Annotated in this window: 24 protein-coding genes; 8 read left to right on the top strand and 16 right to left on the bottom strand. The window is 41.3% G+C overall.

Annotation, left to right across the window (positions count from 1 at the left end):
- Positions 1–2: 2 nt before the first annotated feature.
- The 12 genes from AKG37_RS13995 to ggt form a co-directional block, all read right to left on the bottom strand.
- On the bottom strand, positions 3–983 hold the full coding sequence (locus tag AKG37_RS13995; RefSeq protein WP_034667744.1) for an alpha-ketoacid dehydrogenase subunit beta: 981 nt from the start codon (positions 981–983) through the stop codon (positions 3–5).
- A 31-nt stretch (positions 984–1,014) separates the two neighbouring features.
- Positions 1,015–1,998: a pyruvate dehydrogenase (acetyl-transferring) E1 component subunit alpha gene (gene pdhA, locus AKG37_RS14000; protein ID WP_060699351.1), complete on the bottom strand. Its 984-nt coding sequence runs from the start codon at positions 1,996–1,998 to the stop codon at positions 1,015–1,017.
- A gap of 180 nt (positions 1,999–2,178) precedes the next feature.
- Positions 2,179–3,210 carry an alcohol dehydrogenase catalytic domain-containing protein gene (locus AKG37_RS14005; RefSeq protein ID WP_060699352.1) on the bottom strand — a complete coding sequence of 344 codons (1,032 nt, stop codon included), beginning with the start codon at positions 3,208–3,210 and terminating at the stop codon, positions 2,179–2,181.
- Positions 3,207–3,653 carry a hypothetical protein gene (locus tag AKG37_RS14010; protein ID WP_060699353.1) on the bottom strand — a complete coding sequence of 149 codons (447 nt, stop codon included), beginning with the start codon at positions 3,651–3,653 and terminating at the stop codon, positions 3,207–3,209. The genes AKG37_RS14005 and AKG37_RS14010 overlap by 4 nt, the downstream gene beginning before the upstream one ends.
- A 62-nt stretch (positions 3,654–3,715) precedes the next feature.
- Positions 3,716–3,994, bottom strand: a complete 279-nt coding sequence (locus tag AKG37_RS14015) for a PTS sugar transporter subunit IIB (protein WP_003212259.1) — start codon at positions 3,992–3,994, stop codon at positions 3,716–3,718.
- A 19-nt stretch (positions 3,995–4,013) separates the two neighbouring features.
- Positions 4,014–5,387 carry a PTS galactitol transporter subunit IIC gene (locus AKG37_RS14020; RefSeq protein WP_060699354.1) on the bottom strand — a complete coding sequence of 458 codons (1,374 nt, stop codon included), beginning with the start codon at positions 5,385–5,387 and terminating at the stop codon, positions 4,014–4,016.
- Between the two features lie 53 nt (positions 5,388–5,440).
- The gene (locus AKG37_RS14025; RefSeq protein WP_060699355.1) at positions 5,441–5,908 is read right to left on the bottom strand and encodes a PTS sugar transporter subunit IIA; all 468 of its coding nucleotides are present in this window, start codon (positions 5,906–5,908) and stop codon (positions 5,441–5,443) included.
- Between the two features lie 240 nt (positions 5,909–6,148).
- Positions 6,149–6,880: a sulfate/molybdate ABC transporter ATP-binding protein gene (locus AKG37_RS14030; RefSeq protein ID WP_060699356.1), complete on the bottom strand. Its 732-nt coding sequence runs from the start codon at positions 6,878–6,880 to the stop codon at positions 6,149–6,151.
- A gap of 15 nt (positions 6,881–6,895) precedes the next feature.
- Complete coding sequence (gene cysW / locus AKG37_RS14035; RefSeq protein ID WP_060699357.1) at positions 6,896–7,765, bottom strand: sulfate ABC transporter permease subunit CysW; 870 nt, start codon at positions 7,763–7,765, stop codon at positions 6,896–6,898.
- Positions 7,766–7,770: 5 nt separating this feature from the next.
- On the bottom strand, positions 7,771–8,613 hold the full coding sequence (cysT, locus tag AKG37_RS14040) for a sulfate ABC transporter permease subunit CysT (protein ID WP_060699358.1): 843 nt from the start codon (positions 8,611–8,613) through the stop codon (positions 7,771–7,773).
- 11 nt (positions 8,614–8,624) lie between these two features.
- Positions 8,625–9,662 carry a sulfate ABC transporter substrate-binding protein gene (locus AKG37_RS14045; protein ID WP_060699359.1) on the bottom strand — a complete coding sequence of 346 codons (1,038 nt, stop codon included), beginning with the start codon at positions 9,660–9,662 and terminating at the stop codon, positions 8,625–8,627.
- Between the two features lie 263 nt (positions 9,663–9,925).
- The gene (gene ggt, locus AKG37_RS14050; protein ID WP_060699360.1) at positions 9,926–11,677 is read right to left on the bottom strand and encodes a gamma-glutamyltransferase; all 1,752 of its coding nucleotides are present in this window, start codon (positions 11,675–11,677) and stop codon (positions 9,926–9,928) included.
- A 228-nt stretch (positions 11,678–11,905) separates the two neighbouring features.
- Here ggt and AKG37_RS14055 point away from each other — a divergent pair, with 228 nt between their 5' ends.
- The 5 genes from AKG37_RS14055 (at position 11,906) to AKG37_RS14075 (ending at position 15,264) form a co-directional block, all read left to right on the top strand.
- Positions 11,906–12,364 (top strand): ASCH domain-containing protein, encoded by a 459-nt coding sequence (locus AKG37_RS14055; protein ID WP_060699361.1) that lies wholly within the window; start codon positions 11,906–11,908, stop codon positions 12,362–12,364.
- 206 nt (positions 12,365–12,570) lie between these two features.
- A complete protein-coding gene (locus AKG37_RS14060) occupies positions 12,571–13,188 on the top strand; it encodes a DUF47 domain-containing protein (protein WP_060699362.1) in 618 nt (205 codons plus the stop codon).
- A gap of 15 nt (positions 13,189–13,203) precedes the next feature.
- A complete protein-coding gene (locus AKG37_RS14065) occupies positions 13,204–14,202 on the top strand; it encodes an inorganic phosphate transporter (protein WP_060699363.1) in 999 nt (332 codons plus the stop codon).
- A 146-nt stretch (positions 14,203–14,348) separates the two neighbouring features.
- A complete protein-coding gene (locus tag AKG37_RS14070; RefSeq protein WP_060699364.1) occupies positions 14,349–15,119 on the top strand; it encodes a type II toxin-antitoxin system SpoIISA family toxin in 771 nt (256 codons plus the stop codon).
- Positions 15,094–15,264, top strand: coding sequence for a type II toxin-antitoxin system SpoIISB family antitoxin (locus AKG37_RS14075; protein ID WP_060699387.1), 171 nt, complete (start codon positions 15,094–15,096; stop codon positions 15,262–15,264). The genes AKG37_RS14070 and AKG37_RS14075 overlap by 26 nt, the downstream gene beginning before the upstream one ends.
- A gap of 225 nt (positions 15,265–15,489) precedes the next feature.
- Here the strand turns inward: AKG37_RS14075 and AKG37_RS14080 are convergent, their stop codons facing one another.
- Positions 15,490–16,389 (bottom strand): N-acetylmuramoyl-L-alanine amidase, encoded by a 900-nt coding sequence (locus tag AKG37_RS14080; protein ID WP_060699365.1) that lies wholly within the window; start codon positions 16,387–16,389, stop codon positions 15,490–15,492.
- Between the two features lie 301 nt (positions 16,390–16,690).
- Between AKG37_RS14080 and AKG37_RS14085 the strand changes: the two genes are divergently transcribed.
- The gene (locus tag AKG37_RS14085) at positions 16,691–17,239 is read left to right on the top strand and encodes an ImmA/IrrE family metallo-endopeptidase (protein WP_060699366.1); all 549 of its coding nucleotides are present in this window, start codon (positions 16,691–16,693) and stop codon (positions 17,237–17,239) included.
- A gap of 26 nt (positions 17,240–17,265) precedes the next feature.
- Here the strand turns inward: AKG37_RS14085 and AKG37_RS14090 are convergent, their stop codons facing one another.
- Entirely contained in the window at positions 17,266–17,889 is a 624-nt protein-coding gene (locus AKG37_RS14090) for a poly-gamma-glutamate hydrolase family protein (protein ID WP_060699367.1), read from the bottom strand.
- Between the two features lie 242 nt (positions 17,890–18,131).
- On the opposite strand from AKG37_RS14090, the gene AKG37_RS14095 reads away from it, so the two are divergent.
- A complete protein-coding gene (locus tag AKG37_RS14095) occupies positions 18,132–18,503 on the top strand; it encodes a DUF5412 domain-containing protein (RefSeq protein ID WP_060699368.1) in 372 nt (123 codons plus the stop codon).
- A 36-nt stretch (positions 18,504–18,539) separates the two neighbouring features.
- On the opposite strand, the gene AKG37_RS14100 is transcribed toward AKG37_RS14095, so the two are convergent.
- On the bottom strand, positions 18,540–19,364 hold the full coding sequence (locus tag AKG37_RS14100; protein ID WP_060699369.1) for a methyl-accepting chemotaxis protein: 825 nt from the start codon (positions 19,362–19,364) through the stop codon (positions 18,540–18,542).
- A gap of 217 nt (positions 19,365–19,581) precedes the next feature.
- On the opposite strand from AKG37_RS14100, the gene AKG37_RS14105 reads away from it, so the two are divergent.
- The gene (locus AKG37_RS14105) at positions 19,582–21,057 is read left to right on the top strand and encodes an NAD(P)/FAD-dependent oxidoreductase (protein WP_060699370.1); all 1,476 of its coding nucleotides are present in this window, start codon (positions 19,582–19,584) and stop codon (positions 21,055–21,057) included.
- Between the two features lie 35 nt (positions 21,058–21,092).
- Here the strand turns inward: AKG37_RS14105 and hag are convergent.
- Positions 21,093–21,903, bottom strand: an 811-nt coding sequence (gene hag, locus AKG37_RS14110) for a flagellin Hag (RefSeq protein WP_077233726.1), incomplete at its 5' end; no start/stop codon positions are given.

Consider the following 21,903-nt stretch of genomic DNA (forward strand, 5'->3'; position numbering starts at 1 on the left):
ATTTAAGAGCGTACAAGCTCTTTTGCTGCTTCAATAATATCTGGCACTTGTGGAATGACCGCTTTTTCCAGTGTCGGGTTGTATGGTATTGGTACCGCAAGACCGCCAAGTCGTTTAATTGGAGCATCTAAGTAATCAAAGGCGTCACTTTCCGCTATCATACTTGCAATCTCTCCGCCGTAGCCGCCTCGTTTTACCGCTTCATGAACCACGATACATTTGCCTGTTTTCTTTACAGATTCGATAATGGTTTCTTCATCTAATGGGACGAGCGTTCTTGGGTCAATGATTTCGACATCGATTCCCTCTGCTTCTAATTCCTTCGCCGCTTCTAACGCTTTGTGTACCATAATGGCTGTTGCTACAATCGTGACATCCTTCCCGCTTCTCTTCACATCTGCTTTCCCTAGAGGAATCGAATATTGCTCTTCAGGCACTTCTCCAATGGTTTTATATAAAAGCTTATGCTCATAGAAAATGACAGGGTTGTCATCATCCATTGCCGCTTTTAAAAGTCCTTTTGCATCATAGGCTGTTGAAGGCTGAACCACTTTTAATCCCGGAATATGCGCCATCCACGCTTCTAAACTTTGTGAGTGCTGCGCCGCTGCACCCGTTCCTGATCCTGCTGGTGTTCTGACAACAAGCGGCACCTTTCCTTTTCCGCCAAACATGTATCGTGTTTTGGCTGCCTGGTTCACAAGCTGATCCATTGCGATTGTAATAAAGTCAGAGAATTGAAGTTCTAAAATCGGACGCATGCCGGTTAAAGCCGCTCCAACTGCGCCTCCTGCGATGGCAGCTTCTGAGATGGGTGTATTGCGTACGCGCTCTGGACCAAATTCTTCAATCATGCCGCGCGTAACCCCAAAAGCACCTCCATATACGCCGATATCCTCACCTAAAATGAATACATCTTGGTTTTCTCTCATTTCCTGACTCATAGCCTCTCGAACGGCTTCTAAATATGAAATCTCTCTCACTGTTGTTTTTGTCACGTGATTCCCCTCCTAATTAGGCGTATACATCCTCTAATAGTGTGTCGATTGACGGTTCTTTACTGTTTTTGGCGAATTCTACAGACGCTTCAATTTCCTGCTTCGCTTCTTCCTGTAAGCCTGCTGCCTGCTCTTCTGTCAAAACATTCAGTTCAATTAAGAGAGACTTAAAGCGTTTGATTCCATCTTTTTGTCTCCACTCTGTCTCTTCTTCACGTGTACGGTATTTTTTCGCGTCACTCTTAGAGTGGCCCTTCCAGCGATACGTTTTCATTTCAATAAGAGATGGACCTTCTCCAGCTCTTGCACGGCTAACTGCTTCATCTACTGTGTTCATAATTTCGACCATGTCATTACCATCAACCGTTTTTCCTGGCATTCCGTAGCTTTCTGCTCTTGTTGAAATGTCTTCAATGTTGATCATTTCTTTCACAGGGCCAGACATGCCGTACTGGTTGTTTTCACAAATAAACACAACTGGCAAATCCCAAATGGAGGCAAGGTTTAATGCTTCATGGAAGCTGCCTTCATTTGTCGCACCATCTCCGAAGAAACAAAGAACAACAAAGCCTTCCTGCTTCATCTTAGATGTGAGCGCCGCACCTGTTGCCAGCGGGATACCTCCGCCAACGATTCCATTTGCCCCAAGATTTCCTTTTTCTAAGTCCGCGATATGCATTGAGCCGCCTTTACCTTTGCAATAGCCGGTTTCACGTCCAAATAATTCAGCCATCATTTTATTGACCTCGGCCCCTTTTGCAATACAGTGACCATGTCCACGGTGTGTGCTGACAATTTTATCCTTATCCTTTAACACAGCAATCGATCCAACAGCTGACGCTTCCTGTCCAACACACAAATGAGTGGTTCCATGGATAAGTCCTTTTGCAAAAAATTGATCGACCTTTTCATCAAAATATCTCACTAACCACATTTGTTTATATAAATCTGCTAATTTCTCATGACTAATCTGTTCAGGCAAAGTGATTTGTTTTTGCATTTCTTCTCTCCCCTTTACATTTGTTCTTATATGTTACATTTGTAATTATCATACGTTTAAGTGTAATTGAAGTCAAGCATTTCTCTCTCATTTTTAAGCGTTCTCATTTTTTATCAGAAAAAAGAGAAAGGCAAAGCCCTTTTCCAAAGAACTTCTCTTTCTCTTTCAATCTCGTGCGCCTCATTCATCTGGATACATCATGATTTTGACACTCTCACCCTCAGGATGCCTCGCGCATTCAATCGCCTGAAGCAGCCCACTTAACGGATAACGGTGCGTCACCATCTTTTCAGTGTCGACCACTTTTGCTTTCAGAAGCTCAAGGGCTTCGCGATAGTGATATGGATGCGAGGAATACGCTCCTACTACCTTCACTTCATCATTGAAAAATCGTTCAGCAGGAATGCCCACATCCCCCTTTGGAAAATGAGCAAATACCAAAATCGTGCCGCCTCGCGCTACAGCCTGAAACGCCTGTTTTAAAAGCGCACTGCTCCCAACAGAAATAATGACAAGATCCGCTCCCTTTCCATCTGTTTCTTTCATCACCCGATTTTCCACCGGCTCAGATGCTGGATGAAAAGCGGCGTTTGCACCTAAACTCCTCGCTTTCAGAAGTCTGTTTTCATTCACATCTGTTATCATCACTTTCCCAGCCAAATAATATTTGGCGAGCTGTAATTGAATACAGCCAATTTGCCCTGCGCCAAGGATCAAGACTGAATCTCCCGGATGAACAGGTGCTCGTTCAAATCCGTGCAGGCAGCAGGCAACCGGTTCAACCATCGCTCCTTGCTCATACGATACGTCTTTCGGAAGCTTGCCCATCGTGTGCTTGACATGCAAGGCAGGTACACGGATATATTCTGAAAATCCACCCGGCTCTACATTTGTGGCTGCAAACTGCGGACACATCGTATAGAACCCCTTTTGACAAAAGTCACAGGTGAAACAAGGCACATGATGCGCCACATATACCCTGTCCCCCGTTTGGACATGTGTCACATGCTTGCCGGTCTTGACAATATCACCAGCGATTTCATGTCCTAGCACCGTTCCAGGAGGGACTGTCTCATGCGTTGCTTTGTAAATATCCGTTCCGCATAAGCCGCAGGCACGCAGTTTTAACAGAACTTCATCATCACCGATGACTGGCAGGCTCCTCTCCTCATACCGAATGTCCTCTGAAGAATAAAAGACAGCTGATTTCATGTAGTTGCATCCTCCTTTTCATCACCCTTCGCAAAATCCTGTAACGTTTGAACAAGCTGCTTGTACTCACTCATCTCACTTGATATCCAGTAACGACCTCCGAATATCCGGGCTGGCCCCACCCTGACATAGACTTTCCCGATATGAGGATATGGCTTTAAAAAAAGCTTTCCTTTAATATCAGACACTGCATATGTGTGCCATCTGCCAAAAGCCCCTATCTTCAATTTATCTTCACTAATGATGACATGTGTCGGCTGGTTCAGTCCTGTGATACTAGAAAGTATGAGAATCGGCAGTGTATATACACCTAATACAGCAAGCGGCTCAGGTCCTGCTGATAATAATGTATAAAGAGACCAGAGAAAAAACAGACAGATGAGCGCGGCCGGTAGAAAAATAGACAACAATGCAGATGTTCGGCTATAAGCATGATACTGCATGAGACTTCCCCCTTTCAGGTCACATGGAAGGAGCCGCAATAGCCCCTCCACGTAATAGCCCTCTACTTAATATGATCTATGATTTTTTCGATATCATCTTCAATGCCAAAACCGGTTAAAAAGGATAAGGTTTGAATCACAGGTGTCCCTTTTGTATCACTCACAGGCGTTGTTGTCACAATTAAATCAGCGCCCTCTGCTTTTTGCGGTACTTCAGAAGCCTTACACTGTTCGACCACGACATCATACCCTTTTTCCTTTAACGTCTCTTCTACCTTTTTTGCCACAACCGTTGATGTTGCAACTGCTGTTCCGCACGATACTAATATTTTTTTTGCCATGATAATCCCTCCAGCACGTTTATTGTTCTTTCTGATCTAAGCCCATTTCTTTCGCATATTGCTTTTTAATATCGTTTCGCACCCAGTACCATAGAAGCGCATAAGCCAAAGCACAGATAATCGCTGCAATAAAGTAAGGGTTGCCCGGATCAAGAAGTCTCACCATGATCCAAGGAATGACGTGAGAACCAAGGTCAATACCTGAAATCATGTTTGCCCCTTCAGGGAAATCAAAGCCGACTGCTTTCCCCATTGTTGTCGCAAGCGGTGCAAGATTTGTTGCGATAAAGAAAACGATCATTAATGTGAAAATACTGTTAATAAGACCGCGAATAATATTCCCACGAGCAGCTGCTACTGCCCAGACAACTGTAAATGGCAGAACCGATAAGTCAGCAAACGGGAGCATGCCATTGTAAGGCAGCACAACAGCGAGCAAAATCGTAATCGGCACCATTAAAAGGGCTACCGCCATATTCGCTGGATGACCAATAACAATCGCTGTATCTAAACCAATATAAACATTTTTTCCTGGGAAACGCTTTTGAATATATGAACGAGCGCCCTCAGAAATTGGAATCAGACCTTCCATTAATAACGCAACCATTCTCGGCATTAAGACAAGAACTGCTGCCATTTGAATACCAAGCGTCATTACGCCTTTTGCATCATAGCCGCCGAGAAGACCAATAATGATACCAAGTATGAGACCCATCACAAGCGGTTCGCCAAAAATGCCAAAGCGTTTCTTCAATGTTTCTGGATCAGCATGAATTCTGTTTAAGCCAGGGATTTTATCAATGATGCGGTTGGACGCATACATAAGCGGTGCGAAGTTGACCGTTTCAGCATGAGCCATCGATACGCCTTTTAATCCGAAATGATGTTCGATTGTCGGCGCCGTCCAATCGGCTAGTTTAAGCGTGATCGCAGAAACGATCAATCCAACAGCAAGAGCCAAGAACATATTATGATAAGCGTAGTAAGTAACAGAGGCTGCAAAAATTAAATGCCAGAAGTTCCAAATATCCACATTCAGTGTTTTCGTGAAGTTTACGGACAATAAAATCACATTTAACAAAAGCACAAGAGGAATCATGAGCGGGGCAACAGGTGTACCAAAGGATATGGCAGCGCCAATCGGCCATCCAACATCCAAAATGTCGAGCTTTAGCCCAAGGGAATTAACCATAGCTTTTGCTGCTGGTCCAAGGCCGCTCACGAGCAAATTAATGACAAGATTGACACCGACAAATCCAATTCCGATCGTAATACCGGCTCGGAAGGATTTCTTAAAGCCTTGCCTTAAAATCATACCGAAAAGCGTCATAATAATCGGAAGCATAATAGTTGGTCCAAGGTCTAATATAAAATCGACGGCTTGCTTGATCATACATCCACCTCCTGAATTTTTCAGATAAAGCGCTTACATTATTTCATGAATAATTATTGGTTTAGCTCTTGTTGAAGCACGTGTGTCGCTTCTTCATAAGAGGTCATGTGAGACAGCTTCGTCATCACTTCTTCTTTTCTAAAAAGTGTCATGAGCTTCTCGAGCATCACAAGCTGCTTGCTAGGCTCAGAGATTGCTAGGACAAACACAATTTTGGCTTGCACTGTTTCATCAGGGCTCCCCATCTTATGAAAAACGACAGGTTCCTTTAAAGTAGCTACACTAATCGCCGGTTTGTTCACATGTTCAGGATCTGTATGCGGAATCGCTACCCCCAAAGTTGCAAGCGGGAGGCCTGTAGGATATGTTTTTTCTCTTTCAAGCACTGCAGGTAAATAGCTCGATTTAATGTACCCTCCAGCTTCTAACCTCTCTGCTAAATATGTCGTCACCTCCTCTCTCGAAGATGCTTCGAACTGCAGCGTAATCAGTTGTTCATTTAACTCAAACAAGTTATTCAAACAACCACCCCTTTCATTTGGTATAAATATGAACACATGTAACAAAAAGAAAGAACATTTTAGAATAGAACCTTTTATAAAGCGCTTACAATATCAATTTATTAAAAATGTTCTATATTGTTACCTTTGTAAAGATATTATAATATTCGAAATTATAAGTCAATGTTCCTAAGAGAATTTTTATAAAAAAAAAGACGCAGCGACCGCTGCATCTTTCCCATCTCATCTTCTATATTCTTGTTAAATATGGCTTCCTATATCTAAAAATTCAGATACAAATAGATTGTCAGTTTGCTCTGCCATTTCTTCTTTTGTACCAATTTTTTCGATTCTTCCTTCATTCATCACCACGACACGATCAGCAATATCAAACGCTTCTTCTTGATCATGTGTCACAAAAATGGTGGTCATCTGAAAATCACGATGGACTTTTTTCAGCCAATGCCTTAATTCTTTCCTCACCTTTGTGTCAAGCGCACCAAAAGGTTCATCTAATAAAAGTGCCTTCGGCTGAACAGCAAGTGCGCGCGCTAGTGCTACACGCTGCTTTTGTCCGCCTGACAGCTGCTCTGGATAACGCTGTTCATACTGCGTTAACTGAACAACTTCTAAAAGCTCATGCACCCGCTCTTTGATGTCTTTTTTAGACAGTCTTTCTCCTCTAGGTTTAATTTTCAGCCCATATGCAACATTATCAAAAACAGTCATATTTCGAAAAAGAGCGTATTGCTGAAACACAAAGCCGATCTGCCGCTTTCGTACTGGAATGTGCGTGTAATCCTGATCTCCAAATAAAATCTGCCCGTTATTTGCAAAATCAAGTCCTGCAATGATTCTTAATAAAGTCGTTTTCCCAGAGCCAGACGGTCCTAGTAAAGAGATCAATTCACCGTTTCTTATCGATAAATCCACGTTTTGCAGAACCTTCGTCTGACCAAATTGTTTTGATATTTGTTTTGCTGTAATCCCCAAGACCGATCCCTCCATTTATGTTGACCGCTTGCCAAGCCGATGATCTCTTTGCTGAATGATTTGCTTGATAATTAAAGTAATGACTGCCACAAACGCCATGAGAGATGCCACAGCAAAAGCAGCTTGGAATTGGTACTCATTGTATAAAATTTCGATATGAAGCGGCATCGTATTGGTCATCCCTCGAATATGACCTGATACAACCGAAACGGCACCAAATTCACCAATCGCTCTTGCCCCGGCTAAAATAACACCATAAAAAAGAGCCCATTTGATATTTGGCAGTGTCACAAGAAAAAACGTCTTCCATCCATTTGCTCCAAGCGTGAGCGATGCTTCCTCCTCATGAATACCTTCATGCTGCATAAACGGAATTAATTCTCTTGCAATAAACGGAAATGTGACGAATATAGTAGCTAGGATCATGCCTGGTACAGAATAGATGACCTTCCAGCCATTCGCGATAAGCCAAGGTCCTAAAAGCCCGTTTGAACCAAATAAAAGGACAAATACAAGTCCAGCAATCACAGGTGAAACGGCAAACGGGAGGTCAATCACAGTCGTTAGCAAGCGTTTTCCGCGGAAGTTAAACTTTGTGATAAGCCATGCAGCACTGACCCCAAAAATCATTTGCAGCGGCAAGGTGACGACGACAATAAAGACGGTCAATTTAATTGCCGATAATGTATCTGGATGTGAGATGGCCAAAAGGTATGAACTCCACCCTTTCTCAAATGCCTTTGAAAACACGGCGATCAGCGGCATGAGTAAAAATAAAATCAAAAAAGCATACACCATCGTAATCAGTAGAATTTTCACCACTTTAGATTCCGTTACAGGACTCTTATACTGGGCATGGTGCCGATGATTAAGTTCTCTCTCCAATGGTTTCACCTCACATATACTTGTTTTTTCCGCTCAACATACCACTGAATCCCGTGAATCAATAACAGGATGAAAAACGAAAGTAGCAGCATCAAACAAGCAATCGCTGCTGCACCATGATAATCATACTGCTCAAGCTTAGACATGATCATCAGCGGTGTAATCTCTGTTTTAAACGGAATATTTCCAGCAATAAATACAACAGAGCCATATTCACCCAGCGCTCTTGCAAACGCAAGTGAAAATCCAGTCATCACCGCCGGAAACAAGGCAGGCAGCAGTACGTGAAAAAAGGTCTGTCTCCTTGTCGCACCAAGAATCGCCGCAGCCTCTTCCACTTCCTGCTGCAGTCCTTCTATAACAGGCTGAACGGTTCGAATGACGAATGGAATACCAATAAAAATAAGTGCTAAAATAATGCCAATCGGCGTGTACGCCACCTTCATATGCAGAAATTGACCAATCCATCCATTTGGAGAATAAAGGGTGGTGAGGGCAATACCCGCAACAGCCGTCGGAAGAGCAAAAGGCAAATCGATGAGAGCATCCAAGATTTTCTTTCCTGGAAATGAGTACCTAGCCAGAACCCAGGCAATCAATACACCAAATCCTGCATTGATGAGAGCAGCTGCAAAGGAAGTCGTCACGGTCAGCTGAAGCGATTTCAATACCCTTGTATCAGTAAACACCTTCCAAATCCCCTCTACTCCTAATGAAGCCGTCCAAATAAATACCATCGATAAAGGAATGACAACAATCGCACTCACATAAACGAGCGTCACCCCAAGACTCAGCCCAAATCCAGGCAGTATACGTGTTCTTTTATTGGCGGCCTGCGCTTTCTTCATCACATCGCCCCCTATTTTTGTCCGCTATATATTTGATCAAATAATCCGCCATCATCAAAAAATCTTTTTTGGGCCTTTCTCCACCCGCCAAACGCTTGATCAATTGTCACCATATCAATCTTTTGAAATTGATCTTTATATTTGTTTAAGACTTCTTGATTTCTAGGGCGATAATAGTTTTCCGCCGCAATTTCCTGCCCTTTTTTAGAATATAAGTAATCCAAATACGCCTTTGCTACTTTCTCTGTTCCTTTTCGTTTCACATTTTGATCGACGACAGCAACTGGCGGCTCCGCTAGAATACTAATCGATGGAGTGACAATCTCAAATTTATCTTTGCCTAGTTCATGCTGTGTCAAATAGGCTTCATTTTCCCAAGCAATTAACACATCCCCAAGACCGCGTTCAACAAAAGTCGTTGTGGCTCCACGAGCTCCTGAATCAAGGACTTCGACATGCTCATATAACTTTTTGACAAAATCCTTTGTTTTTTGTTCATTTCCATGAAATGTTTTATCCGCATATGCCCACGCAGCTAAGTAATTCCATCTCGCACCACCGGACGTTTTAGGATTCGGCGTAATGATGGACACACCTGGTTTAATCAAGTCATCCCAGTCTTTAATATTTTTTGGATTTCCTTCCTTCACAAGAAACACAATGGTCGATGTATACGGTGTTGATTGGTTTGGAAACTTCTTTTGCCAATCTTTCGAAAGCAGTCCGCGATCTGCAATCGCATCAATGTCATAGCCTAGAGCCAGTGTGGCCACATCTGCCTCAAGTCCATCAATAATCGATCTTCCTTGCTTTCCTGATCCACCGTGAGACTGTTTAATGGTGACATCCTCACCAGTTTTGTCTTTCCAATACGTCTGAAAGGCTTGATTGTATTCCTGATATAATTCACGCGTAGGATCATACGAAACATTTAAAAGCTCAACCTTCCCCTTTTGATTTGAGGCTTCGTTTGCGTTTGAGCATGCAGCACTCGTCACAGCCAAGACCACTAAGATGGTCACAATCGAGATCAATTTCCACTTTTTCATGATATCCCGCTCCCCTGTTATCAAATAATAGTGACACCAACCTTGCCATTTCATAATACGCAAAAAAGACCCTTAGCCACCTGAAATACATCACAGTCCTGTACTTCAAATTGCCAAGAGCCTTCGGTTGTCCGATCAGCTATGTATGATTGATGTTAGTCTATATATTATTCAAACTATTCACAGGTGTCAACTGTGTTTTTTCATTTAAACTAAAAAAGAAACGCCAACTTAAAGAGGCGCTTCTTTTCCGGGAAATGGTCTTAATCGGCAGATAGCTTTAAATTGACACCAACAGCGGTTCCATTTCTTGAGGAGTCCGCTACGCCAGTAAATGTCCCTGCTTTTCGGTCAATGAGTAAAGCCTGCACGTTTCCTATATCAATAGGTGAACTGCCAAAACGGTGACCCATATCATTTAGCTTCGTTCTCACATCAAGGGGAACACCTACTTCGTAGCGATAAGAAGTTGTACTGTTTGTATAAATCCGTGGCTCTTCCACCGCATCTTGAAGCTCCATGTCATATTCAAGCAAATTCAGTATGGTTTGTGAAACAGAAGCAATGATGGTCGTTCCGCCAGGTGAGCCAACAGTCATAACCGGCTCGTTATCTTTGAAAATAATGGTTGGGGTCATACTGGATAATGGACGCTTATTCGGCTGGACTTCATTTGCTCCACCTGGCCTTGCGTCAAAATCTGTTAGTTCATTGTTTAAGAAAAATCCATATTCCGGGACGAGAATCCCTGTACCAAATAATTGTTCAATGGTTGTTGTGAATGACACGACATTTCCCCACTGATCGGCAACTGTAAAATGAGTGGTCTCACCAATGGTCTTATCTTCTGGCTGCGGGACAATAGGGGATGGATTTTTTTCATCCTCATACGCCCATGGATCTCCTTCTTTCGGATTCTTAATCATTTGATCTAATTGAATAAGAGAGGCTCTTTCTGAAATGTAATCATCGTCTAATAGTCCTTTTAGTGGAACATCTACGAATTCGGGGTCACCGGCATATGCAGCACGGTCAGCATAGGAGAGATGCATCGTTTCAGCAAGCAGCTGATATTTTTCGAATGATTTGGGGTCATATTGAGATAGGTTAAAGTGATCTAGTATTTTGAGTATTTGCAGCATAAACACACCGCCCGAGCTTGGTGGAGGCATACTTGCAAGCTGGTATCCTTTATAGTCTCCCCAGATAGGCTTGTCAGTCTGGACCTCATAATGACCAATGTCATCAGTTGTCATCGTTCCGCCAAAATCTTGGACTGTATTTGCAAGTGCCTTTGCTACTTTTCCTTCATAAAATGCTTTGCTTCCTTTTTTCGCAATGAGCTTAAATGTTTTCGCAAGACCTGGCTGTACAAGCAGATCGCCTTCTTTGAGCGGTTGATCATCTGGAAGAAAGATTGGTCCTGCGGCCGTTTTTTTCAGTTTTTCTTGATGGTCATCAATGGCTTTTGCCAGAACAGAATCGATTTCAAATCCATCCTCTGCGAGCTGAATGGAAGGCTCAATCAATTCTTTCATCGATCGGGTTCCCCACTTATCTAATGCTGCCTCGAGGCCTTTTACAGTCCCTGGAACTCCAACAGCATTACCGTGTGTGGATCGCTCAGCGAATGGGATGACTTTCCCATCATTCGTTAAAAACATGTCAGGTGTTGCGCCCTGTGGTGCTCGTTCTCTACTATTGATGATGGATGTTTCTTTTGTCTTCCCATCATAAACCATCATAAATCCTCCGCCGCCAATTCCAGACATCATTGGCTCTGTGACATTCAATGCGTACTGGATAGCAACAGCAGCATCTACTGCGTTTCCACCTTTCTTCAATACATCCGCACCCACTTCTGATGCCAGCGGATGAGCAGTAGCCACCATGCCATCTTTCCCAACAGCTACTTTACTCCCATAAGATTCGTTCGCATTGACTTGGCTGACAGGCAGAAAAAACGAGAAAACTAACAGACATATGGACAAAACAGTTAGAGAAATGCGTTTCATGAACAACACCCCTTCCATATTCTTACTTTGACCTTACCGACTTCTTGACCAGAACACAATAGATTATTCAAAAATTTCTAAAATTTTCATCCTATCATCCTACATCATCCAAATTTAATGTTAATTTCCAAAACATATGACATATCTATTCATTAGGAATAAAGACACAATATTTCCAACTATTCGGCTTCAAGGGTATAATAAACACAGCAAAAAGGGGGAAAAACGGTGAACAACAAAAGCAGATTATTTTGGGAAGACTATTGGAGAGAGACATCAGAACAAGCACCTGCTGATGCGTTTGTTTCGGCATGGGCATTCGGATCAGATCCAGATCATTTGCTTGATCTTGTAAAACAAGGAAAGAAAACAGCCACTTGTTCTGGACACTTGTTTTACGAAAAGGAACAGGAGCCGCTTCCAATGGCCGGACAATACGCGGTCATTTTGGACAGCCAGGAAGAGCCAAAAGCCATTATTGAAATTACCCAAGTAGATATCATGCCAATGAATGAAGTTCCAGAATCATTTGCACAAGCAGAAGGTGAAGGCGACCTATCTTATGACTATTGGTACAGAGCTCATAAAGAATTTTTCACAGAAGCACTCCAATCATACGGTTTAGATTTCAAAGAAGATATGCTTCTTGTTTGTGAACGATTTACGCTGATTCATTCAGCTTCTTAGCCTTTCAGCGGTGCCAAAGATGGACCGCTTTTTTCGTTTCTTTTCCCCTTTCCGAAAAAGGTGTGTTGAGATCACATCTTTAGGTCAGAATAAGATCAAATAGAAAAAGTGAAGAAATTTTCGACTACACCTGTTTTTTTTCGACAAAAGAATATATAATTATTTGATGTGTGCATTGTCTCATTTATACAATGGAGGGTTTTTACATGTTAAAAAGGAAAAAAGACAAGTTTTCCGTCTTGTTAACGGAAATTGCTAAAAATTTAGATGAAACTGCTGAGTATTTTGTTAGCTATAAAGTAACAAATCAAACCACTCTGAAAGAATTTTCTGACACATTGAAGGAATATGAGACAAAAGGTGATAATCATGTTCATACCATGATTAAAGAGCTGAACAAAGCCTTTATTACACCGATTGAACGTGAAGACATTCTTCAATTGACGAATAGCCTCGATGATGTTTTAGATGGAATTGAACATTTTTCAGCAACATTGGAAATTTATTCAATCACAAGCTCTGACGAACATATCGACAAATTCAGCCACTACATCAGAGAGTGCGCGAAAGAAATTTTAATCACAATTGAATTACTGGCTGACAATCGCTTGAAAGATATTCATCCGCACGCAATCAAGATTAAAGAGATTGAGCATAATTGTGACAATCTTCATCGTAAATCATTAAAGAACTTGTTTGGAAAAGAAACAGATCCAATTAAAGTGATTCAATACAAAGAAATTTACGAAACACTTGAAGAAATCGCTGATTCCTGTCAAAGTGTTGCCAACAATTTAGAAACAATCATTATGAAGAATGCGTAACGGGGTTAGTTAAACATGGACACATTACTCATCCTTACCATACTTATTGTCATTTGTGCACTTGCTTTTGATTTCATTAACGGGTTCCACGATACAGCAAATGCCATTGCAACTTCAGTTTCAACGAAGGCTTTAAAGCCTAGACATGCGATTATCATGGCAGCGTTCATGAACTTCTTAGGAGCAATGACATTTACAGGTGTGGCAAAATCCATCACAAAAGACATCGCAGATCCTTTTACACTTCAAAACGGTTCTGTTGTCATCTTGGCTGCTTTAATTGCCGCCATCACGTGGAACTTGCTTACTTGGTATTACGGGATTCCGAGTAGTTCTTCACATGCACTCATCGGATCTATTGCAGGAGCGGTTATTGCCTCTGCTGGTTTTGGCGCTTTAAACTATTCGGGATTCATTAAAATCATTCAAGCACTTTTGCTTTCACCTATCCTAGCTTTCGTATTGGGATATATCGTGTACACCATTATCAAATTGCTTTTCAGAAACAATAATCTCGCAAAAACAAATAAACAATTCCGACGTGTTCAAATTTTAACGGCTGCGTTGCAATCGTATACCCATGGAACAAACGATGCGCAAAAAGCGATGGGAATTATTACGATGGCTTTAATTGCAGGTAATTTGCATACAACAGACGACATTCCTTTCTGGGTACAATTCTCTTGTGCACTTGCAATGGGACTAGGTACTTCTATTGGCGGCTGGAAGATTATCAAAACAGTCGGCGGTAAAATTATGAAAATTCGTCCAGTAAACGGAGTATCTGCCGACTTAACGGGTGCAGCTATTATCTTCGGTGCAACATTTATTCACTTACCTGTTAGTACCACTCACGTGATCTCATCTTCTATTCTAGGTGTAGGTTCTGCACACAGAGTGAAAGGTGTAAACTGGGGTACGGCAAAACGTATGCTTGTCACTTGGGTGATCACATTACCGATTTCGGGAACACTAGGAGCTCTTATATACTTTGTGTTAAACGCGATCCTCTAATATCAAAGACCTGTCTGACAGGTCTTTTTTTATTTGTCTGCCGATTTAAACTCATTTTTCTTAAAGTCCATTTTTTCATGAAGCAGGGTTTCCAATCATATCCATAGAAATAAACAAGTATTCATCTGTCTATAGGAGAGAAGAACATGCTATTATTTTTTCAATTGACCGTATGGTTATTGCTAGGTGCTCTTGCTGTGTATGTATTTGCGGTATGGCGCTTTGAACAAAAAGTAAAAGAAAAGATGTTTGCCATTCGTAAAACGTGGTATTGGATTTATGTAGCTGGTGCTGTTGTGTACTGGACAAATGACCCTTCTTCGATCTTCACCGATTGGATGCATTACTTGATCATTGCCGTTTTTTTCGCATTGACCGATGCTTTCATTTTTCTCAGCTCTTATATTAAAAAACTCGGAAATCATGAACTGGAAACCGACACCCATCAACTCCTTGAACAAAATAACGATCTACTTCATTCTTACCTCAATAAACTAAAAACGTACCAATACCTATTGAAAAACGAACCGATCCATGTATATTATGGAAGTATAGAGGCATATATAGAGGGCATTGAGCGGCTGATCTATTCTTTTGCCGACAAGATGAATATTCAAGCGGTACTATGTCCATATGATACGCAGGAACAAAAAGATGACTTGCTGCGGACACTTGACCAGCGAGCTCTTATTCAGGCAAAGCTTGACAGGCAGGAAGTATATTATGATGATTTCGGTCATCTGGTGCTCATCCCGTTTTCTGTAGCAGATGCTCATTTTGTCATTAAGCTCACCTCTGATGAGATTGTCACAGAGTTTGACTACTTATTAATGACATCACTTACAACAATTTATGATCTAATCTTGCCTGACGAAGAGGAAGGTGATGAAGATGGACCACGCACTTCAAGGGGATAATAACAATCGCAAGAAAAACCCTTTTAAAATTTTAAAGAAGAAACGCCATATCAGTATGGCCGATTACAAAGTAAGTCCCCATACAGAGCGAATTTTTAAAAAGAATGAACAGTTTCTGGATGAGTATAAAAATAAAAAGGCTTGATCACACTAAAGGATAAAGGACGCGGAACGAAACCCGCGTCCTGATTCCATTTTCACAAAAACTTGCATACAATAAACGATACGCTGCAACGATTGAGGTGCCAAAATGAAAAAGAAAATCAAACAACTAAGATATGTTCAATTTGCCGAATATCAACCATCCCCATATACTCGTCGATTAATTGAAAAAAGTGAAACAGTCATCCAATCATACAAACAGAAACATTCACTTATTTAACAGTTCAAGCAGCTTTTCCTTCGTTTTAGGGCCGTATACCCCATCACTTGTCAGTCCGTTCACCAGCTGAAAACGTGCCACGGCATTCGCCGTTTTTTCCCCGTAAACTCCATCGATCCCTTTATCTGCAGCTGTTTTATCAGGATAGAAATAAACAGCAGCAAGCGCTTTTTGAACTTGGCGTACGTGCTCTCCCTTTGTCAGAGGAGACGTCACCTTTAAAACCCCATCTGGAAGCTCATACATTATTTTTCCATCGTTCTGATAAATTTTGAGAACCTGTCCAATTTGAATCTTGTTCGGGTCGCTAATGTTATTCCACTTTTGTAATTCTTGAACTGTGACGCCATGAGCTTTGGCAATACTTGTTAACGTATCCCCGCTTTTGACGACATACGTCATGACCGTCTCCGGATCTCCTGCCGTTTCAATTCCTTTTTTAAATTCATCCCATGTGGCAAGAAGCAGGCGTGGACATGCTTTTCCAGACCAATGCTGATGTGTGACCACATTTGCAAGTGGAATGTTATGTTCTTTTAAAAGCTTTTGGATCAACCATTGTGCATGTTTGATCGCTTGCTGAAAGTTCCCATCTTCATTCTCACAAATTTCAATTCCGATCGACTTTCGATTACCATTGCCTTGTCCATCCCCTGCATGCCAGCCATTTTCATTTAGCGGCAGATGCTGAAAGATTTCATGATCATCCACTGTAAAGTGCCAGCTTACCTCTGTCGTTGGGCGTTTCACATATGCCGCATGACTTTTCGCATCCGCTCCCTTTGACGTGTTTGCTGTGTTATGCACTGTCACATATAACGGTGTCATCGCATATCCTGGACGGTTCCCATTTCCAACTGGAATAAAATCTTGATAAATTTCTACCATGTTATGCACTCCCTTTTACTAAATTGAATTGTCATCAATCAGTGGCATTCGTAAGACAAGATTTGTTTGTTTTAGCCATAAAACTATGGTAAAATTTGAATAATCCACTCTTTTTAGTAGTGGAAAAGGTAAAAATGAAGAAAAAAACAGGAATTAATCCCATTTTTTCTTGATTTTATGTTAAAATTGTTAAAAATAAGCCGATATTAAAAGTAAGCAGTAGCTTACTTAGCTATTTAGTCCTATATGGACTTTTCTTTTACGTCAAAAATAGAACATACGTTTGTATGGAGGTTTTTAAATGACTGGTTTTTTAACCCATTTAGAAGAAGAGATTAAACGGTTATATGCACAATTACAAATAAGCGGTCCTGCTTATAGAGAGATGCAAAGGATCGCTTCTGAATTTCATGTATGGGTCCACTACGAGGATACTGGCAGCATGATGATCAAGCATCAAGGTCTTTACAGTATTATTTTAAACAGATCTCTATCGCCAGAAGAACAATGGCAGGATTTTGCCCACGAGCTTTGTCATGTGCTGAAGCATACAGGCAATCATTTCAAGATGCACAAGCTATTTCGAGAACTGCAGGAGTTTCAGGCAAAACAATTCATGTATCACTTTTGTGTACCGACCTTTATGCTGATGAAAATGAAGCTTCCTAACCTTCGGCAGCAAGCCATTTTGTATATTGCCCAAACGTTTCACGTTACCTTGGCTTTTGCAGAAAAACGGCTTGCCTTATTCGAACAGCGGAAAGCAGGTATTCGCTTCCAGCAAGAATTTACTTCTTATTTAATGAAAGCGGAAAAGGTTGCGGAAAAAGAAGCCGTTTATCAAACGTAAGCCTCTGCACATAAGACGAAAAAAGTTTATTCATAAAGGTTTAATACTTGCTTGAGTACATTTGTGTACCGATAAAATTGCTCATTTTGTGTATCACGGCGATAACGCCGTCTGAAGTCTTGAAAGAATGCTCTTCTTTGCGCTTGACTGATTTCAAGCTGTACACTTTTTCCTGTCAGACATTGATTATTAATATTGTGAGGATGTGTTCCAGAAAAGCGATCAGATTCAGATAAAAGCAATGCTTGGAAGCCATTAAGTGTTAAACGTTTCACTGTTTCTGCCGCTTTTTCTCTGTCTGTCCCCCCCACTAATGTTTGAAGCACCTCGGTTTCCTCGTAGCCATGGAGCGCAAACGTATAATGATGGGTATGCACTAGGGAAATGCAAATCGGCTCATCGAAACGTGTGCTTGTAATGTGAAGCACATGATTGCCTTTCACTTTAAGGCCTTCAAATAAATACATAGATTCATCACTTGCGATTTCATGAATGAGCTCACTCACGCCAGGTTCAATTCCTCCGGCATGAGGAGACAAAACCAAAAGCTGGTCACCTTTTCGCTCATGGAGAATTTGATAGTCGATTCCTTCTCTTTCATGAGCGGAAAGCTCTTCATAATTTTGATACGTATCAATGATTTGCTTCATTCCATCTTCCCCATTTCTCTATATGAGCATAAGTCTACTGATCCCAAATTCTTTTGTAAAGGGGTTCAAATGATCTATCTACATGAAAACATCCTTAAATTTTCCTTATCTTTACGGCTATCTGTTGTATTTTGAGAAAAAATGACCGATAATTGAAATGAATAGAACTTTTGGACTATATGAATCTTTTTGCATTTTCTCTCATAAATTAGAAATATTGTGGTCTACATCTGGAGGAATTCATGTTAAAAAAGAAAGTCGCCATCACCCTTATCATCTTATTCCTTAGCTTCGCTTGCATCATTTATTGGAAATGTTTTTCTCTGCAAGGCGTATCTCATGGAACATTCATCCGCTCGATGACATCACCTGACGGAACATATATCATCAACACCTATCGGCATAGCGGAGGCAAACTAAAGAAGAACGCAGTCAGAGCAGAAATTGAAAACAAACTGACCCACAAAAAGAAAACGATTTACTGGAAATACCCTGATAAAGACCCCCTCATCAAATGGAAAAATGGACAGCTTGTACAAATTGGCCATGAGTTTTTAAATGTGGTAAAGGGAGAAACATACGATTATCGCTTTGATCAGAACAAAAGAAAATAGCGTATCAAAAAAACGAATCCCTTAAGGATTCGTTTTTTACGTTGACATCACATGTTGCATAAATTCTTTCATTTCTTTACTCACCGTAGTTAACCGCTCCACAATTTCGCTAAACTCTGTGACAAGTAAAGCCTGTTCTGATGATGAACCTTTCATATGATCCATACTCTCAAGTAATGTATGTATATTGGACGAAATCCCTTGTAATGAGTTTTCAATGTTTTCTGTAGCACGTGAGGTTTCACTTGAAAGCTTTTGAACCTCATTTGCTACAACACTAAAGCCAGCTCCCTCTTTTCCTGCTCTGGCTGCTTCAATTGACGCATTCAATCCTAGCAAACTCGTTTGTTTCGAAATCCCTTTAATCATTTTTGTAATATCGGATGTTTTTTTCGAGCTTTCAAGTGTTTGCTGCGTTTGTAAGGTCATTTCCTCACTCGTCGCTGAAAGCTCCTCTGAATGCGCCGCTACCACATGCACCTTTTCTTGAATACTTTGAATGATGTCACTTAATGACTCCATGTACGCTTCAAGCTCTAATTGATTTTTAAGTGGAAAACCTAAAGCGAGTGCACCAATTGCTTGTTGATTTTCATCTAAGATAGGCATACACATTGAATTTAATGGCGTTCCATACACCGATTCAGGCAAAGATATATTTGATGTCTCACCTCTCAGCGCTTTTTTCAAATTCAGATCATCTGGTTTAATGAATTCACCAGCCCGAATTTGAAAATCAAGATCTTTCGATGGCAAATAAAGCAAAAACTTCTCTCGATCAGTGACACCCAACGTCACTTCATTTTTTAAAATCTGCATGATATAAGGTGCTGCTGTTACAATGCTCTGTAGTATATCCAATTTCTCTACCCCCTTATTAAGTTTATCGGTCGTTCTTCTTAAATTAGTAGTTGTTTCTTAAAAATAATGATGATGTTTGAAGAAATTCTTCATATTTACGAGTAAAAAGTAGGACATTTCCTTTCTATATTCAAACATAAATTTGCTATAATTAATAAATCAACATATGATGAAATGGTCATGTAACCATTTTAGATATTTATTGGAGGCGCATGTTGTGACACAACCCATGAAATTTGAGCGGGCGATCGTCATTGGCGGAGGTATCACCGGGATGCTCGCTGCAAAAGTTTTATCAACGTTTTATCATCAAGTCTTGATTATTGAAAAGGATGAACGGCCAGACTCTCCTGAGAATCGCCTCGGCACTCCTCAAGCCTTTCATCCACATAGAATGCTGCCACTTGGCAAGCAAATCGTTGAACGTCTATTTCCTGGATATACAAAAGAGTTACTGGCGATGGGCGGATTTAATACGAGGCATCAAACCTCTCGTTTTATTACAAAAGATGGCGAATTAACATTCACTGATAAAGAAGAAACTGCCGTCACAAGACGCGCCATGCTAGAGTGGGTGCTGATGCAAAGAATGGTAAATGAGGAGGAACGTGTGCAGTTTTTAGAAAAACATGAAGCCATCTCGCTTCAGTTTAAAGAGGGAACAAATCAAGTTATTGGTCTGATCGTGAAGAACAGGCAAGTAAAGCCTGGAAGCATTCATGAAATGAAAGCAGACCTAGTGATCGATACATCTGGAAGAATGTCTAAATTGCCAAAATGGCTAAAAGATGCCGGATTGACCTTACCACAGACTGATGAGTTAAATGTATTTCTAGGCTACAGCACAAGATACTACCGAATACCCAAAGAGGCGCCACACATGCAATCGATGGTCATAGTTGGCCAGCCTCATCAAAAAATCCCAACAGGGCTGTTTGAACGGGTAGATCATGATTTAGTAGCTGTTCTGCTCTCTGCAGCCGGCGGATCACATTATCCAACGACGGATGCTGATCAATTTGATGCAGAAACTGCTGCACTTACCCATCCAGCGATAGCAGAAGCCATCACGCATTTAACGCCCTATACAAACCCAAAAGGATTTAGAGTTCCTTCTTGCGTGAGACATCACTATGAACAACTGCAGGATTGGCCAAGTGGATTATTGGTAATGGGCGACTCCTTGTGCACGTTAGATCCCATTCATGGGCAGGGCATGACAAAGGCAGCCCTCGAAGCACAAACACTTGACCGTATGCTCAAACAAGCACAAAAAAAGGAGCTGCTCTCTTTTGAAAAGGACACGTTACAACAAATGCAGCGCGTCAATGAACTTGGCTGGTGGCTATGTGCGATTGCTGATATGGCATGGGAAGGTGTGGAATTAAAAGGAGATACAACTATCCCTCATTTGAAGTTCGTGCAGGAATTTTTGAATCGCTACGTACAATATGCCATTGTAACAAAACAGCCTGAACGTCTTGAGGCGTATCATCGTATGCACTCTTTCTTAACAGAGCCGAGAGAAATCATCAATTTAGAACAGTTGCACGATATGATTCAAGCTGATGACTCAGGAGAAACCGCTGAATGGTGGAGTCAATGGGATCAAAAGAACGATGAACACAATCGAGCATTTTTCCATGAAGCTGTTCCTGACTTTCGTTTACAGCACTTGCTGTCATTCGATTGAAATAAAAAAAGCCCCTCATCAAAGGGGCTTTTTTATTAACGTAATAATTGAAGTACGTTTTGCGGCTGTTGGTTTGCTTGAGCTAACATCGCTTGAGATGCTTGAGAAAGAATGTTGTTCTTTGTGAACTCACTCATTTCTTTCGCCATGTCAACGTCACGAATACGAGACTCAGCAGCTGTTAAGTTTTCAGCAGAAGCACCAAGGTTGTTAATTGTGTGCTCTAGACGGTTTTGGACTGCACCAAGAGCTGAACGCTGTTTAGATACAGCGCCGATTGCTTCATCAATTTTCGCTACTTCGACGTCAAAGTCAAAACCATCTTCATTTACTGAAATATCTTTGACAGTCAATGTTTCAGCGTCCATTTTGCCGATCTTTACGTTGATATTTTGCGTAATGTTCGCTCCAATTTGGAATTGGAATCCTTCCTCAACGCTACCATCCAACAGATTCTTTCCGTTAAATGCTGTACGCTGAGAAATACCATCAATTTCATCCACCAAAGCAGTGAGTTCTTCTTGAATAGCTGTTAAATCTTCTGTTTGTTGAGTACCAACGTTACCCGCTTGAACTGTCAATTCACGCATACGTTGAAGAATCGCATGTGTTTCAGTTAATGCACCCTCAGCTGTTTGAATAAGAGAGATACCGTCTTGTGCGTTTTTAGACGCCATTTCTAATCCGCGGATTTGACCACGCATTTTCTCAGAGATGGCAAGACCTGCTGCGTCATCTCCTGCACGGTTGATTCGAAGACCAGAAGAAAGCTTCTCCATGTTCTTTTGCCCTGCACCATTGTTGGCAGACAAACGGTTCAATGTGTTAAGTGCTGCGATATTGTGG

The sequence above is a fragment of the Bacillus australimaris genome (assembly GCF_001307105.1).
Lineage (GTDB): Bacteria > Bacillota > Bacilli > Bacillales > Bacillaceae > Bacillus > Bacillus australimaris.

What these genes read in the sequence shown, in the direction of transcription:
- pdhA (WP_060699351.1), bottom strand. Translation starts at nt 1,998, where the DNA reads ATGCAAAAACAAATCACTTTGCCTGAACAGATTAGTCATGAGAAATTA.
- AKG37_RS14005 (WP_060699352.1), bottom strand. Translation starts at nt 3,210, where the DNA reads ATGAAATCAGCTGTCTTTTATTCTTCAGAGGACATTCGGTATGAGGAG.
- AKG37_RS14010 (WP_060699353.1), bottom strand. Translation starts at nt 3,653, where the DNA reads ATGCAGTATCATGCTTATAGCCGAACATCTGCATTGTTGTCTATTTTT.
- AKG37_RS14015 (WP_003212259.1), bottom strand. Translation starts at nt 3,994, where the DNA reads ATGGCAAAAAAAATATTAGTATCGTGCGGAACAGCAGTTGCAACATCA.
- AKG37_RS14020 (WP_060699354.1), bottom strand. Translation starts at nt 5,387, where the DNA reads ATGATCAAGCAAGCCGTCGATTTTATATTAGACCTTGGACCAACTATT.
- cysT (WP_060699358.1), bottom strand. Translation starts at nt 8,613, where the DNA reads ATGAAGAAAGCGCAGGCCGCCAATAAAAGAACACGTATACTGCCTGGA.
- AKG37_RS14045 (WP_060699359.1), bottom strand. Translation starts at nt 9,662, where the DNA reads ATGAAAAAGTGGAAATTGATCTCGATTGTGACCATCTTAGTGGTCTTG.
- ggt (WP_060699360.1), bottom strand. Translation starts at nt 11,677, where the DNA reads ATGAAACGCATTTCTCTAACTGTTTTGTCCATATGTCTGTTAGTTTTC.
- AKG37_RS14060 (WP_060699362.1), top strand. Translation starts at nt 12,571, where the DNA reads ATGTTAAAAAGGAAAAAAGACAAGTTTTCCGTCTTGTTAACGGAAATT.
- AKG37_RS14065 (WP_060699363.1), top strand. Translation starts at nt 13,204, where the DNA reads ATGGACACATTACTCATCCTTACCATACTTATTGTCATTTGTGCACTT.
- AKG37_RS14070 (WP_060699364.1), top strand. Translation starts at nt 14,349, where the DNA reads ATGCTATTATTTTTTCAATTGACCGTATGGTTATTGCTAGGTGCTCTT.
- AKG37_RS14075 (WP_060699387.1), top strand. Translation starts at nt 15,094, where the DNA reads ATGGACCACGCACTTCAAGGGGATAATAACAATCGCAAGAAAAACCCT.
- AKG37_RS14080 (WP_060699365.1), bottom strand. Translation starts at nt 16,389, where the DNA reads ATGGTAGAAATTTATCAAGATTTTATTCCAGTTGGAAATGGGAACCGT.
- AKG37_RS14085 (WP_060699366.1), top strand. Translation starts at nt 16,691, where the DNA reads ATGACTGGTTTTTTAACCCATTTAGAAGAAGAGATTAAACGGTTATAT.
- AKG37_RS14090 (WP_060699367.1), bottom strand. Translation starts at nt 17,889, where the DNA reads ATGAAGCAAATCATTGATACGTATCAAAATTATGAAGAGCTTTCCGCT.
- AKG37_RS14095 (WP_060699368.1), top strand. Translation starts at nt 18,132, where the DNA reads ATGTTAAAAAAGAAAGTCGCCATCACCCTTATCATCTTATTCCTTAGC.